This window comes from Maribacter sp. UH1 (assembly GCF_056839145.1).
Window position 1 is genome coordinate 3,019,872 of the sequence record NZ_CM166387.1, and the last position, 15,314, is coordinate 3,035,185.

14 protein-coding genes are annotated in these 15,314 nt (G+C 35.6%); 10 read left to right on the forward strand and 4 right to left on the reverse strand.

Annotation, left to right across the window (positions count from 1 at the left end; genetic code table 11):
• The first annotated feature begins 20 nt into the window (after positions 1–20).
• From UH1x_RS13150 to UH1x_RS13175, 6 genes are all read left to right on the forward strand, one after another.
• Positions 21–587, forward strand: coding sequence for a hypothetical protein (locus UH1x_RS13150; protein WP_482622150.1), 567 nt, complete (start codon positions 21–23; stop codon positions 585–587).
• 89 nt (positions 588–676) lie between these two features.
• The gene (locus tag UH1x_RS13155) at positions 677–1,261 is read left to right on the forward strand and encodes a hypothetical protein (RefSeq protein WP_482622152.1); all 585 of its coding nucleotides are present in this window, start codon (positions 677–679) and stop codon (positions 1,259–1,261) included.
• 52 nt (positions 1,262–1,313) lie between these two features.
• Positions 1,314–1,859, forward strand: coding sequence for a hypothetical protein (locus tag UH1x_RS13160; protein WP_482622154.1), 546 nt, complete (start codon positions 1,314–1,316; stop codon positions 1,857–1,859).
• Between the two features lie 106 nt (positions 1,860–1,965).
• Positions 1,966–3,768: a translational GTPase TypA gene (typA, locus tag UH1x_RS13165; RefSeq protein WP_036152395.1), complete on the forward strand. Its 1,803-nt coding sequence runs from the start codon at positions 1,966–1,968 to the stop codon at positions 3,766–3,768.
• A 297-nt stretch (positions 3,769–4,065) separates the two neighbouring features.
• On the forward strand, positions 4,066–4,854 hold the full coding sequence (locus tag UH1x_RS13170) for an SDR family NAD(P)-dependent oxidoreductase (RefSeq protein ID WP_482622157.1): 789 nt from the start codon (positions 4,066–4,068) through the stop codon (positions 4,852–4,854).
• A gap of 34 nt (positions 4,855–4,888) precedes the next feature.
• Entirely contained in the window at positions 4,889–5,788 is a 900-nt protein-coding gene (locus UH1x_RS13175) for a LolA-like protein (RefSeq protein ID WP_482622159.1), read from the forward strand.
• 97 nt (positions 5,789–5,885) lie between these two features.
• Here UH1x_RS13175 and UH1x_RS13180 read toward each other — a convergent pair whose 3' ends face one another.
• The 4 genes from UH1x_RS13180 to UH1x_RS13195 all read right to left on the reverse strand — a co-directional run bounded on the left by UH1x_RS13180 (position 5,886) and on the right by UH1x_RS13195 (position 10,488).
• The gene (locus UH1x_RS13180; RefSeq protein ID WP_482622161.1) at positions 5,886–7,436 is read right to left on the reverse strand and encodes a hypothetical protein; all 1,551 of its coding nucleotides are present in this window, start codon (positions 7,434–7,436) and stop codon (positions 5,886–5,888) included.
• Between the two features lie 97 nt (positions 7,437–7,533).
• On the reverse strand, positions 7,534–8,286 hold the full coding sequence (gene ppgK, locus UH1x_RS13185) for a polyphosphate--glucose phosphotransferase (RefSeq protein WP_482622163.1): 753 nt from the start codon (positions 8,284–8,286) through the stop codon (positions 7,534–7,536).
• Between the two features lie 136 nt (positions 8,287–8,422).
• Positions 8,423–8,728: a hypothetical protein gene (locus UH1x_RS13190; protein WP_482622165.1), complete on the reverse strand. Its 306-nt coding sequence runs from the start codon at positions 8,726–8,728 to the stop codon at positions 8,423–8,425.
• Between the two features lie 281 nt (positions 8,729–9,009).
• On the reverse strand, positions 9,010–10,488 hold the full coding sequence (locus UH1x_RS13195; protein ID WP_482622166.1) for a helix-turn-helix domain-containing protein: 1,479 nt from the start codon (positions 10,486–10,488) through the stop codon (positions 9,010–9,012).
• A gap of 126 nt (positions 10,489–10,614) precedes the next feature.
• On the opposite strand from UH1x_RS13195, the gene aceB reads away from it, so the two are divergent.
• The 4 genes from aceB (at position 10,615) to UH1x_RS13215 (ending at position 15,258) form a co-directional block, all read left to right on the forward strand.
• Positions 10,615–12,213 carry a malate synthase A gene (gene aceB, locus UH1x_RS13200; RefSeq protein ID WP_482622168.1) on the forward strand — a complete coding sequence of 533 codons (1,599 nt, stop codon included), beginning with the start codon at positions 10,615–10,617 and terminating at the stop codon, positions 12,211–12,213.
• 74 nt (positions 12,214–12,287) lie between these two features.
• Complete coding sequence (locus UH1x_RS13205) at positions 12,288–13,919, forward strand: isocitrate lyase (RefSeq protein WP_482622170.1); 1,632 nt, start codon at positions 12,288–12,290, stop codon at positions 13,917–13,919.
• Between the two features lie 151 nt (positions 13,920–14,070).
• Complete coding sequence (locus tag UH1x_RS13210; protein WP_036152418.1) at positions 14,071–14,634, forward strand: TetR/AcrR family transcriptional regulator; 564 nt, start codon at positions 14,071–14,073, stop codon at positions 14,632–14,634.
• Between the two features lie 75 nt (positions 14,635–14,709).
• Entirely contained in the window at positions 14,710–15,258 is a 549-nt protein-coding gene (locus UH1x_RS13215) for a carboxymuconolactone decarboxylase family protein (protein ID WP_036152420.1), read from the forward strand.
• Positions 15,259–15,314: the final 56 nt, after the last annotated feature.

The following is a 15,314-nucleotide window of genomic DNA, read 5'->3' on the forward strand; positions in this document are numbered from 1 at the left end:
TGTCGAAACCCCAAATCGAAATGAAAATCAAACAGTTTCTTATTTTAATATTGCTGATATGTTTTGCTGGTAACGTTCATGCTCAGTTTGGTAAAAACTGTGAACTTAGGCAGGTGAAGATCAATCTAGTTAATCCCGGTCTTGAATATGAAATGGCTTTGGGTACCAATACTACCCTTGATATAAAGGCGGGAATTCAAGTTGCTTTAGACCCATTATTGCCAGATGTTTATAGTGAATTTGGAATTTTTCCTGCAATAGCTGGTCAATATAGGTACTACTATAATTTTGAAAAACGTCAGCGTAAAAGAAAACAGATCTATGGTAATTCTGCTAATTATGTGGCACCTGCTGTAGCAGTATTCTTTCCGGGTTCACGAACCATTGCCAATGAAAATGTAGAAGGGGCTTTCGGTTATGCCGGTTTGGTGACTGGTATACAACGTAGTTTTGATTCTGGATTCAACTTTTCTGTAGATGTAGGTGCAGCTTATTATGACGGACAATTTGAAGGCGGAATTTATCCAGTAGCTAATTTGAGCATCGGGTTTATCATAAGTGAAAAGCGCTGGTGTGTGGGTCGTTAATTACGTAAGTATTTTCTTAATATTTCATTAAATCTAGTGATTACGTTTTTAGAAACATGTAGTTTTAGTTGCAACATCAATCAAACTACATGAAAAAAATTACGGTAATTCTTCTGTTTTTAACCGTCACGGTAACGCAAGCTCAGATTAGGGATTTTTCTGAAAAAGGTAACGGACTCGTCAATCTAGAACGACATCAATTTACAATTAACTTATTAGGTCCTGGTATTCGATATGAATTAGGTCTTTTTAAAAATGTAAGTGCATCAACTAGCTTTACTCCAGCATTTTCTAGATATCAGGAAGGCTATGCTTTAGGTTATGCGTGGCATACCAGAATTAGATATTACCATAATTTTCAAGAGCGCTTAGATGTAAATAAAAATGTAATTGGTAATTCTGCAAATTATATTGGTCCTGCACGTAGTGTATTTTGGGAACCTGTGCAGTTTGTTGATAATATCTCTGATGGAAATATTGATTATGCCTTTGCTTTCTATGGCGGAGTATATGGTATACAGCGTACAAATAGAAAAGGTTTTAATATAAATGCAGAAGTAGGTTATGGTTATTTTGACTCAAAAACTTTGGATAGTGGACATGGCTTTTTGCTGAATGTTAATTTTGGTTGGGTAGCGACAAAACGAAAATCTAGGAAACCTACATTTGATTAATGTGGTCTGATATTTGATACATACTCCGAATAAATTCTAACCATATACTATCATGAAAAACATCATCTTTTTATCCGTTATTCTTTTGTCCGCTTTCTATGCGAATGCACAATCCGGGAAATTAGTGGAAGACGGACTCTTCAAAATTAACGTACTAGCGCCGGGTGTATCTTATGAAGTAGGGGTCGCAGATAAAACTACCTTGAACTTAGAGGCGTTTTTAGGTTTTGCACTTAATGGAGGTTCAGATAGAGAGACCAGTTTTGGACTTTACCCTGGTCTAGAGGCAGACGTTAGGCAATACGTTAATTTTAATAGAAGATTGCAGAAAGGAAAGAATATATCTGGCAATACGGGTAACTACGTTGCATTTTTAAATCAGCTTCAATTTGGAACGCCAATTATAGGTGATTTGGAATATGCTTCTGACTACTTTTATAACGCGGCGATCGTTTATGGTATGCAGCGTACGTACGAAAAGGGATTTTATTGGGGATTGGCTTTTGGACCAAGTATTTTTGCCGATGAGTTTTATGTAGATGCGGGCATTTTAATAGATATAAGACTAGGTTGGGTGATCGGTGGTAGAAAAAAGTAGTCTAGGCTTATAGAACTCTCTCAAAATCAATAAGATAAAAATAACATAAGTTTAAGTGTGGCTATTATTATTTAAAGTATCTTTGCACGCTTAAATAAGACCTTTTATGTCCACTACTACAAAAAATATTGCGATCATTGCGCACGTTGACCACGGTAAAACGACCTTGGTAGACAAAATAATGTACCACTGTAGCTTGTTTCGTGAAAACGAGAATACAGGTGATTTAATTTTGGATAATAACGACTTGGAAAGAGAACGTGGTATTACCATTACTTCTAAGAACGTTTCCGTTATATATAAGGACACGAAAATAAATATTATCGATACTCCTGGTCACGCCGATTTTGGTGGTGAAGTTGAGCGTGTATTGAATATGGCAGATGGTGTTTTGTTGTTGGTAGATGCTTTCGAGGGTCCTATGCCACAAACACGTTTTGTACTTCAAAAAGCAATCGATCTTGGTTTAAAGCCTTGTTTGGTAATCAATAAAGTAGATAAGGAAAACTGTACTCCAGAAGAAGTACATGAAAAAGTTTTCGATTTGATGTTCGAGCTAGGTGCTGAAGAGTGGCAGTTAGATTTCCCTACGGTTTATGGTTCTGCAAAGAACAACTGGATGAGTACAGATTGGCAGAATGAAACTGAAAACATTGAGCCATTATTGGATATGGTAATTGAGCATATTCCAACTTTTGAACCAAAAGAAGGAAATACTCAAATGTTGATTACCTCTTTAGATTTCTCTTCATTTACTGGTAGAATAGCTATTGGTAGATTACAAAGAGGAACTTTGAAAGAAAATCAGCAAATTTCTTTGGTAAAACGCGATGGTTCTATCGTGAAATCAAAAATCAAGGAATTATATGTTTTTGAAGGTCTTGGTCGTAAGAAAGTTGAAGAAGTTGAAACTGGTGATATTTGTGCATTAGTTGGTGTGGAAGGATTTGAGATTGGTGATACCGTTGCTGATATTGAAAACCCAGAAGCATTGAAAACTATTGCAATTGACGAACCTACAATGAGTATGTTGTTTACCATTAACGATAGTCCTTTCTTTGGTAAAGATGGTAAATTCGTTACTTCTCGTCATATCAACGATAGACTTCAAAAAGAATTGGAAAAGAACTTGGCGTTACGTGTAAACGAAACGGATAGTGCAGATAAATTTTTAGTATTCGGTCGTGGTGTATTACACCTTTCAGTTTTAATTGAAACAATGCGTCGTGAAGGATACGAATTACAAATTGGTCAGCCACAGGTTATCATCAAAGAAATAGATGGTGTTAAATGTGAGCCAGTTGAAGCATTGACAATAGATTTACCGGAAGCTGTTTCTGGTAAAGCTGTTGAGATGGTTTCTATGCGTAAAGGTGAAATGACCAGTATGGAAGCTAAAGGTGAGCGTATGATTTGTGAGTTTATAATCCCTTCTAGAGGTATTATAGGTCTTCGTAACCAATTGTTGACCGCTACTGCTGGTGAGGCTATTATGGCACACCGTTTCTTAGAGTATCAACCAATGAAAGGAGATATTCCACAAAGACAAAATGGTTCTTTAGTTTCTATGGAAACAGGAAAAGCAATTCCTTATTCTATTGATAAATTACAAGATCGTGGTAAGTTCTTTGTTGATCCAGGTGAAGATATTTACGAAGGTCAAGTTATTGGTGAAAACTCTCGTGGAGATGATATGACCGTTAACATTACAAAGACTAAAAAATTATCTAACGTTCGTTCTTCTGGTGCTGATGATAAAGCTAAGATTGTTCCTGCAATTAAGTTTTCTTTGGAAGAAGCATTGGAATATATTCAGAAAGATGAGTACGTTGAGGTTACTCCTAAGTTTTTACGTTTACGTAAAATCTATTTGACGGAGAATGATCGTAAGCGTAATAAAATAGCATAAGTACTAAAGCTCCTTCATTAGGAGCTTTTTTTTTTGCTTTTAGATATAGAAACCACCTAGTTTAGGTGGTTTTTTTGTTTGTAGTGCTCTCAAGTTCATTTGAAAGTAAAATCTTTAAAGTCTTTACTGGGTTGATATAATGTTAATTAGTGCCATCGTACTAAGAAATATGCAAAAAATTATGATAGATTTTCCTACTTTCTTAATAATGCGTTCATCCTGCATTTTTCTTCGTTTCTACATAGAATTTTATCTAATTTAAAGTAGAATTTAATCACAACTCAAACTAACATTATTATGCAACTAAAAGGGAAAAATGTGCTCATTACCGGAGGTACTCGGGGTATTGGAAAATGCATGGTCCAACAGCTCATCAAAGAAGGAGTCACTAATATTGCGATCATTGCACGGGACAAAAAGAATCTAAAAGATTTATCACTTTCATATCCAGAGGTGAATTTTATTCGCATTGCTGGTGATATAGCTAATATTCAGGTTCTACGCGATGCTGCTGCACGTATAGAAGATAAATGGGGTCATTTAGATATATTGATAAATAATGCGGGTATTGTGGCTGCTGGACCTTTAGAAGATATACAAGATGAAGATCTTTATGATCAGGTTGCTGTAAACCTTACTGCTGTAATGTTATTGACCAAGTACTGTATTCCGCTTTTAAAATTTTCTGAAGATGCATATATTTTAAATATCTCATCTGGACTAGGATTAATAGGTATGCCTTTCTATGCGGTCTACGGAAGCACCAAAGCAGCTATACGTCAGTTTTCAGACTCTATGAGAAGGGAATTGGCACCTTTTAAAGTATCGGTTACCTGTGCTTTTCCTACAGCTACGGATACTGAGATGATGCAGAAATTTAAAGGTAGAAAGATGGATGCTCCTGAATATGTTGCAGAGCGGTCACTTGAAGGATTATTTAATAAAGAGATTCAAGTTATTTTTGGAGGTGAAGAACGACTGAAGGAAAATACCTTGAATTTTGAAGCACCTGCTGAATTGGATAAGAAGGTTGCCGAGAATTATGAGGAACGTAAAATGGCCAGTTTAGATCATAAAGCCGTATAATCTATGCTGGGAAATTAATAAACGGCGAACAACTATGAAACTACTTTACAAACTATCACTATTATTAGTACTTACAGTTATTGTATCCTGTAAAGAAACTCCTAAAAAAACAAATGAAACCGCTAAAGAAGTGGTCGCTGAAACCAATGTAATTGCTTACCCTGATTCTTGGGTGTCTTCTAGAGTTTCAAAAGCAAAAGAAAGACTAAATAGCACTGAAGCAGGAAAAGTTATTTGGAATGCTATGGAAGCACATGGCGGATTAGATACTTGGTATGCTAACGGACCAATTACCTTTCGTTTCAATTATCAGCCTTTAGATGGCAAAACTGCTAGAGATAGTTACCAAACAGTAGATACATGGAGCAATAGATCTGTACATACAAGCGCGACGGATAGTTCTGCGAAATTTGGTTGGACAGGTGAACAAGCCTGGGTAAAAGCTAAGGACAGTACAGCATTTGCTTATGATACAAAGTTCTGGGCCTTGACACCATTATGGTTTGTTGGGCATCCTTTTGTGTTAAGTGGGGAAGGGGTTAACTTAGAATTGTTAAAGCCTACAACCTTTAAAGGTCAAGATTACAATGCTGTAAAGGTTACGTTTGCTGCCGGTACCGGTGATGCGCCAGATGACTATTACATTTTGTATGTTAATAAAGAGACGAATAAAATAGCGGTTATGAGATATATTGTTTCTTACCCAGAGTATTTTAAAGATGGCGGTCATGCCCCAGAAAAATTCACTGAATTTGTTGGTGAGCAAACTGTAGATGGTATTACCATGCCAGGCGGATTTAAAACGTACTGGACGGTTAAAGACGATCAACCAGGTGACTACATTACTAAAATTGATTTCACAGATGTGTCTTTTGAATCAGATTTACCAAAAGACTTTTTTGATGTTCCTGAGGAGGCAAAAATTTTAGAGTAATAGCTTTAAAATCTAAATGTCTATTATAGCACAAAAAATGGTGTATCTAAAAAGTACTTTTAGATACACCATTTATATTTTAAATATGGTTTAAGATTTACTCAGCTGCGCAAGCATCATATGCTTGGCTGTATGCTAAAAGACCTTCTTTGGTGTTTTTGTATTCGTTGGCAGTAATTTTAGTTTTGACCGCTTCACATTCGGTACTCAAGGATGCCAGTTTTTTATTGAAGCCAAAAACAAAATCTTTGCTCATTGTAGAGATACCGTCCTCGGTATTGGTATACTTTAAAACATATTCTTTACCCATATGTTCGTACAATGATACCTTGCTTCCTTGATAAATTGCCTTGGCAAATTTTGGTGCGTTCGTTTTATCACTGGCAACTGAAGATGCAAAATTTACCACTTCGTAAATATCACCTGTAGTTAATACAATTTGTTTACTGTCTGTTGCAGCAACTTCGTTTGCTTTGTTATTTTCGTCTAACATTTGTATTGCTGCGCTCGCCTTTGTCAATTCGTCAACAGCTACAGTTGTTTGTATGGTATCGTTTGTAGATGTTATTAAAAATGCAACTGCCTTCTCAGATTCTTCAGCTGGATCGTCTGCATATACAATCTCTACATCTGGCTCGTTAGAAAGGTCTTCGGTAACCACTTCAAAATGCCTAGTGGAGATTTCGTTGATGGTAAAATCTTTAATTAAATCTTCTGCACTTCTGTTCAGTCGCTTTCCATCTTTTTTGTCATATTCGTTTGCGGTAAGCAAATCGGCATATTTCTTTACTTTTTCTGGTAAATCTAAATTCAGATAAATTTTTGCAATGTTATAATAACTGGCATAGCGTACTTTTTTATGTTGCTTGTCATCTTCATTATATCTTGTAACAACATCATTAAAATAATCGATCCATGGTTGTGCTTCTATTAAAAGATCATTAACTGGTTGATCGTACTGCATTTTTGAAAATATTGCTTTTAAAGCTGCAGAAGCTTCTTGATGATTGGCAAATTCTGGATGCTTTTTTGTTGCAATTATCCAAAAATGTTGTGCTTGGTTAGAAGTTACTGGAACATAACCGTAGTTATAATTGATTTTGTTATTTGTTTGGTTGACCATGCTATTGCGATGCTTATTACGATATTTATCTCTAATGTTGTAGCGATTATTATTGTAGAAAGCGCTGGCCTTAGAATACGTCTTATGGCCTGTGCTAGCATAATTGTCGTCTTCAGATAAACTAAAAGAAGAATTTTCTCCAGAGTCGGCATTGCTAATTGAAACGGTTGCTGAAGAAGAATAACTACAAAGTACGTCATACGTATACGTTGTTTTAGTTACATTACCGTCTTTGTCTTTTTCCTCGTGGGTTCTTTTTTTGATATCAACTTCGCCTATTTGTGTTCCATGAAAATTGAATCTAAAATCTAGCGTACCATTTTTTGCTACTCTAGAAAATCCTTCTAAAAAAATATTACGGCTACTAGAGGTAAATGTTCTTTTTGAATCATCTACGATAGGTATTGTAGGGAGGTCTACAAATGAAGTTCTAAAGTATTCGCGATCTAAATTTGCTCTCTGTGCCAAGATTTTGGTGGTGGTAAGGCAACAGATAATTACAAATAAACTAAGTGATTTTTTCATTTTGGTTATTTTGGTTGGTTAGAGGAATATACTAAACAAGAAATACTCCACTTTGGTTTAAAGCGTTATAAAATGGTATTCTATGAAATTATGAATTTTATTTTTGATCGAGTGATTTGTGTAGTGTAGCTACTGCCGCACCAATTATTCCTGCGTGATTTTGAAGCTTTGCTGGTATTACTTTGGTATCGATTTTAATTTTAGATTTAAACTCCTCAAAATCTTTTGAAGCACCGCCACCTAGAATAATCAAGTCTGGTGAAACGATCAATTCCACATACTCTAAAAAAGTATTGAACCTTTTTCCCCATTTTTTATAGGATAGTTTTTCGCGGTCTTTTGCTGATCCGGCTGCCCACTTTTCTATCTTGTCGAATTTTCTGTAAGGTATTTGACCTAGTTCAAAATTTGGTATCAATCTACCATCTAAAAAGGCACCACTGCCTAAGCCGGTACCAATGGTTATCATAACAACAAATCCTTTTTCACCTTTTCCGGTGCCGTAATTCATGGTAGCATACCCAGCTGCATCTGCATCGTTGATAACCGTAAAATCTAGTCCGGTTTTCTTTTCTAACAGTTTTTCGACATTTACACCTAGCCAACTTTTATCCAAGTTTCCGGTGGCTTTACAAACGCCATTCTTGATAATGGTAGGGAAACCACAGCCAACTTTACCCTTGTAGTCAAAATGTGCTACAATTTGGGCAATTACATCGGTCATTGCTTCTGGGGTTCTAGGTATGGGAGTGGGTATTCTAAAACGTTCGGAAATCATTTCTCCGGTTTCAGAATTAACTAACGCTCCTTTAATTCCAGAACCACCTACATCAATACCTAGTAAAGTCATTTTATATTTTGTTATGAATTACAAAGAAACGAAAAAGATTCGGCTCTTTGAAGTGAGATTATTTTTGTCCATTTTCATCCCTTTTTTCGTTCGTTAAAGGCATAAAAAAAGGACCTTTTAAGGTCCTTGATGTTTTTTATATTGGCATGAGCAAGCCGGTAATCGTGCTTACTTGAATTTCTTCATCATCTTCATCCATTTCAGAATCTACTGTAAAAGTTATAGAGAACTGCCTACCAACAAATTTTTGACCATTTAGGTCATATTCCGCTAATACTTCACTGGTTACATTATTGAATTCTGTTTTGTAACCTTCGCCATCGGAAAATACATAAGCGCCATCGATATAGCCCTCGTATGTTCCGTTCATGGTACTCGTTTCCTGTCCAAAAGTAGTTAATGAAGAAACTGCTACGAACAATACAATTAAAAGTGATTTCATTTTTTTCTTGTTAAGTTAATTATCGATTTTTTTGTTCGGTTTTCAGGCTTTTTTATAGCTAGAAAAGTTGATACAAATGAAATCTAATTAGTTGAATAACGATTAATTTTATCATTTTATTATGATAGTTTTTTTAAATCCTAAAGAGCGGTAAGTCAGTTGGTTATTTTAATAACAACAAAACAAAAAATGTATAGATGTAACTATGCTCTATTTAAGATAAACCTGTTAGTAATTTAACGTAGGCTGCTTTTAGGTAAAATATCGGCTTGCTATGGTTTCTAAGATTTAAACTTAGCCTGTAATTCTTCTACAATAGATTCTACATTTTTATTTTTGTCGATTCGGTCTAGAACAACGGCAGAATTTTGACGTTCCTTACAATTCTTAATGGCACAACGCTCACAAGTAACGCCCACTTTTTGAGACTTAAATTTTGGGTCGTTCAAAAATTTAATTTTACGTGCTAGCTGTTTATTCATGAGCAGCCCTATACTAATGCTTCTATACTGATTATCCTTAAAAGGATCTTTAGTTGCAGAAGAGAAAACAATGTAGTTATTGTCCTCACCATCATATTCAGATATTTGGCAATCGAATTCATGGTCTTTCTGGCTCATTTTAATATCGTTTAATACTTTTAACGACACCCACCGACGGCAGTAGTGCTCATTGGTTTCATTTGCTCTGGGCGAATGTTGATGAGATAGGTGCAGCTCTTTTTTAAGATGGTATTTTGTACTGCCTAATCTATGGGTAAAACGGAGAAAGAATAAGTTCTGTATGTTGAAGGAATTGGGTAAAATATTAGTGAGTCGCTGATAAACAGATTCTGGTGAGGCGTTAAAGCCGTTAATAAGTGCTAAGAATTTGTTAGGGTCAAAAGTTTCTTTTAAAAAAACCGCTTCAATTTTAGGAACAAGAAGAGTTTTAGGTATAACCAGTGCACCGGCAAAATAAGACGCGTAAAAATTATTTAAAACCTGATCAAAATTTTCGAATTTTATCCATGGAAAAGTATATAACCGATCAGTATAGGCTAAAAAGTTATAGGCAATTTCTTTAGCATAAATGAATGCTCTTTGTGGCTCGTTAATATCTGCAGAAAGTAACAGTGTTTTGGTTTCGGGAACAAATAAGGATCTTAAATTTTCTAAGGCTTCGTATTTTTTTATTTCCCCATTATTGATGGTATAGCCATATTCCTCAATTAGTATTTCCTCTAAATCTTTTGAAGAAAGCGTTTTGGATAAATCTATATGATAGGCTTTGGCAAATTTTAAAACTTGCTGTTCAATATCATCAAAATAATTGTTATTTGCCTCTTGGTAAGAACGTAAAGATGCCAAGAAAAAACTTTCTCTACTAAAACTATAGTGCTGTGCTATTTCTATAATGGTGCTTATAAAGGCATTGACCTTTGCAGGTGCCGTAGCAACAATATCTATTAGGTCGCTTTCTTTTATGCCGAACAGCTCTAGCGGAATCTCCTTTAATATCTTGGAGCGAAGCAAATCTCCAATTGGTGCCAAGTTTTTATCAAGCTTTAAAGAGACCATTTGATCATATGGCACATCTAATTTTTCTGATAGTAAAATGATTTTATCTGGCTTCGGATATTTTTTTCCTTTCTCAATTTCGTTTAAATACGATTTAGAAAGTCCGCAAATTTTTGATAAACCAAATAGCGATAAATTTTTATCTGTTCGTATTTGCTTCAGTTTTAAGCCGAAAATGAGTTTAATATATTCTTGTTCCATAATGAGATTTTAAAGATACTACATTTTGCGTATATCGTAAAAAAGTGAATTTTATCATTTTAGCGAACGTTCGCTTGTTTTGTAAAATATTTTATTCTATCATTGTGTCAACAAAAACTTTTAATAATGGAAAACACGATTTTAAAACATCCAAAAATTCAGTTCGCAAATCAGGTACATCATTACTATCCTGAAATTCTAACAGACAGCGCTTTAGAATTCCTAACAGCGCTTCATGAGAACTTTAACGAGAAAAGATTAGAGTTACTTAAAAACCGTGAAGTCCAGCAAGAAGTCTTTGATAGTGGTCAGTTTCCTCATTTTCCTAAAGAGACCAAAACAATACGGGAAGGAGTTTGGACCGCAGGAAACATACCTGAAGATTTGCAGGATAGGAGGGTAGAAATTACCGGACCTGTAGATCGTAAGATGATTATTAATGCTTTAAATTCTGGAGCCAAAACCTTTATGGCAGATTTGGAGGATAGCAATTCGCCAAGTTGGAAAAATAGTATTGAAGGGCAGCAAAATTTAATGGACGCCAATACGAAGACCATTAGTTTAACAGATACTAAAAGAGGGAAATCATACCAATTAAAGGATGAAACCGCAGTGCTTTTGGTAAGACCAAGAGGTTTGCACCTGAATGAAAGACACTTGTTGATCAATGATGAAGAGGCTTCTGGTAGTTTGGTAGATTTTGGACTGTACGTTTTTCATAATACCAAAACTATGATGGCCAACGGTACGGCACCTTATTTCTATCTACCAAAATTAGAGCATTACACAGAAGCACGTTGGTGGAACGAAGTTTTTGAATTTGCCCAAAAGTATTTGAGTGTACCAAAGGGTACTTTTAAAGCAACTGTTTTGGTAGAGACAATAACAGCAAGCTTTCAATTAGACGAAATTATTTTTGAATTGAAAGATCATATCGTTGGGTTGAACTGTGGTCGTTGGGACTATATATTCTCTTATATCAAAAAGTTTAGAAATCACCCTGGGTTCGTGGTACCAAATAGAGATCAGGTGACTATGACCACTCCGTTTATGGATGCCTATGCAAAATTGGTGGTTCAAAGATGCCATAAGCGTGGCATACTTGCTATTGGTGGTATGGCGGCTCAAATTCCGATTAAGAACGATGACAAGGCAAATGCCGAAGCGTTGGAGAAAGTTAGAAAAGATAAAGAACGCGAAGTTCAAAACGGTCATGATGGTACTTGGGTGGCTCACCCAGCTTTGGTAGAAGTTGCTATGGCTGAATTTAATAAACATATGCCTACGCCAAATCAAATGTATGTATTGCGCGAAGATGTAAAGATATCTGAACAAGACCTTGTGGAAATTCCAAGAGGTACCATTACAGAAGCGGGTATTAGAAAAAACATCAATGTAGGTATTCTTTATACCGAAGCATGGTTAAGAGGACATGGTGCGGTGGCATTATATAATTTAATGGAAGATGCCGCTACGGCAGAAATATCTAGAACCCAAGTATGGCAGTGGTTGAAGAATGAAGTTATTCTTGCCGATGGGCGCCAATTGAATAAAGGTCTGTATATGGAAATATTTGATGATGAGGTAGAAAAACTTATTACCGAAGTTGGTGAGGATAATTTGAAGAACACCAAATTTGAACTGGCTATACAACTGTTCGATCAGTTGGTGGTTACAGATAAATTTGAGGAATTCTTAACCTTACCAGCCTATAAATTCATTTAATAAAAACGATCCTGCCATTGCGGCAACAATGTACAGGATCTCATTATCAATAATAAATAACGTATTTCAAAATTATGAAAAATTTAGAACAAAGCAAGTACAGTTCTGCATTGGAGACTGTAAGAAACCTAAAGCAAAAGTACGGGGCAACTTGGAATGATATCAACCCTGAAAATGCTGCTAGAATGGTCACTCAAAATCGTTTTAAAACCGGATTGGATATTGCGAAATATACAGCTGGGATTATGAGAAAGGATATGGCAGATTATGATGCGGATCCGTCTAATTATACTCAATCTCTTGGTTGCTGGCATGGTTTTGTAGCGCAGCAAAAAATGATTGCCGTGAAGAAACACCATAAAACTACCAGTAAAAAATACTTATACCTTTCTGGGTGGATGGTGGCTGCATTACGTTCAGAATTTGGACCCTTACCTGACCAATCTATGCATGAAAAAACGGCGGTTTCTAGTTTAATTGCAGAAATCTATGATTTTTTGCGTCAGGCAGATGCTATTGAATTAAACGATTTGTTCAGAAGATTGGAGAATGGGGAAGATGTGCAACATGAAATCGATAATTATGAAACCCATATTGTACCGATCATTGCTGATATTGATGCCGGTTTTGGTAATGAAGAGGCTACTTATTTATTAGCCAAGAAAATGATCCAAGCTGGTGCATGTGCCATACAGATAGAAAATCAGGTATCAGATGCAAAACAATGCGGTCACCAAGATGGTAAGGTAACCGTACCTCATGAAGATTTTGTTGCTAAGTTAAATGCAGTGCGATATGCTTTTATTGAATTGGGAATTGACGATGGGGTAATTGTTGCAAGAACAGATTCTGAAGGTGCGGGACTTACACAGAAATTGCCGGTAAGTCAAGAGCCGGGTGATTTGGCATCACAATATTTAGCTTTTGTAGAGGCAGAGGAGATTGCGATTTCAGATGCTCGTGAAGATGATGTACTATTAAAAAGGGACGGTAAATTGGTGCGCCCAATTCGCTTGCCTAACGGATTGTATAAATTTAGAAACGGCACCAATATAGATAGGGTAGTTTTGGATTGTATTACAAGTTTGCAAAATGGTGCGGATTTACTTTGGATAGAAACACCAACACCTAATGTAAAGCAAATTACACATATGGTAAATAGAATTAGAGAAGTGATACCTAATGCAAAATTGGTATATAATAATTCACCATCGTTTAACTGGACCTTAAATTTCCGTGGTCAGGCATATGATGAAATGCTTGCCGAAGGTGAGAATATGACGGAGTACGATAGAAATAATTTAATGGACGAAGCATATGATGATTCAGAATTATCATTCCGTGCAGATATGAAAATAAGAAGCTTTCAGGTAGATGGAGCTAGGGATGCCGGTATTTTTCACCATTTAATTACATTACCAACCTATCATACAACTGCGTTGCATATGAGTGATCTTACCAAAGGATATTTTGGTGAAGAAAGTATGTTGGCGTATGTAAAAGAGGTACAAAGACAAGAAATACGTAAAGGTGTGGCTTGTGTAAAACACCAGAGAATGGCGGGGTCTGATCTTGGTGATGATCATAAATCTTTTTTTGCAGGGGATAAGGCTTTAAAAGCAGGTGGCGAGAAGAATACTTCTAACCAGTTCGATGCCGGATCAAAAAGTAGGAAGAGGGTAAAAGAGGTAGAAGTTATGTCTTAATATAATTATGGTTTTGCTTACTTTCCTTAAATGGGTCAACCTACGGGTTGGCTCATTTTTTTTATTCATTACTTCTGTCAATTATTAAATAGAAGTTAAAAGTTTTTATATAACAAAGCACTTGCTTAGTTTTGTGGTGGAATTAGAAATCATGGCACGCAAAAAACAATATAACGAAGCTGAAGTCATAGAAAAGGCAATGCGCCTGTTCTGGCGTAATGGCTATGAGAGCACATCAGTTCGTATGTTGGAGAAAGAAATGGGTATTAACCAGTTTTCCATATATTCTAGTTTTAAAAATAAAGAGGGTGTTTTTTTAGAAAGCATCAAACTTTATAATAATCAAATTAAAACCATTACCAATACCTTGGAAAACTCTAATAATGGAGTAGAAGGTATTAAGGAATATTTTCTTGATTTTCTTGATTTTTCTAGAGAAGGCGCAATTTTTAAAGGATGCCTGGTTACTAATACTGTAAATGAAATTAAAGAAGATTCTAGCCCTGTAATAATGGCGGCGTTAAAACGCTTTTCTTTAAATATTAGAGAATTGTTTGTAAGGAATCTAAAACAAGACGACTTAAGGGATGTAAAAGAAATAGAAGCGCAAGCAGACTATTTAATGAATGCTCTTTTAGGTTTATCTATTTCATCGAAAGTGTTTAAAGAGGAACAGCTAAAAGACATTATTAAGATTACATTTTTACACTTATAACATTTTTTTTGAGCAATAACTAAGCAGTCGCTTAGATTTAACATAATTATAATAATTAATAGAAATAATAAGATTATGACAACTTTAAAAGTACACGACATTGAATCTGCACCAGAAGGTAGCAAAGGATTATTAGAGAACTCTCAAAAATCATTTGGTATGATTCCTGGTTTGCACGGTGTGTTGGCAGCTTCTCCACAAATTTTAGAAGCATACCAGACATTACACAAACTATTTACTGAAACTTCTTTTAACAACGATGAGTTGACAGTAGTATGGCAGACAATCAATGTAGAGCATGCTTGTCATTACTGTGTACCAGCGCACACGGGTATTGCTAAAATGATGAAGGTTGATGATGCTATTACAGAAGCATTACGTAACGAAACTCCTTTGGCAGATGAAAAATTAGAGGCTTTACGTACGTTCACATTAAGTGTTGTTCGTAACAGAGGTAATGTAACGCAAGAAGATCTAGATACTTTTTATGCAGCTGGTTATGGTGAGCAACAAGTATTGGAAATTATCTTAGGCTTATCTCAAAAAGTGATCAGTAACTACACAAACCATATTGCACATACGCCAGTAGACGCACCTTTTCAAGGCTTTGCATGGTCTAAATAATTGAGGTTTCAGTTTTCCCCCGAAACCATATGTTGATTGAGTGATTATTTGTAGCC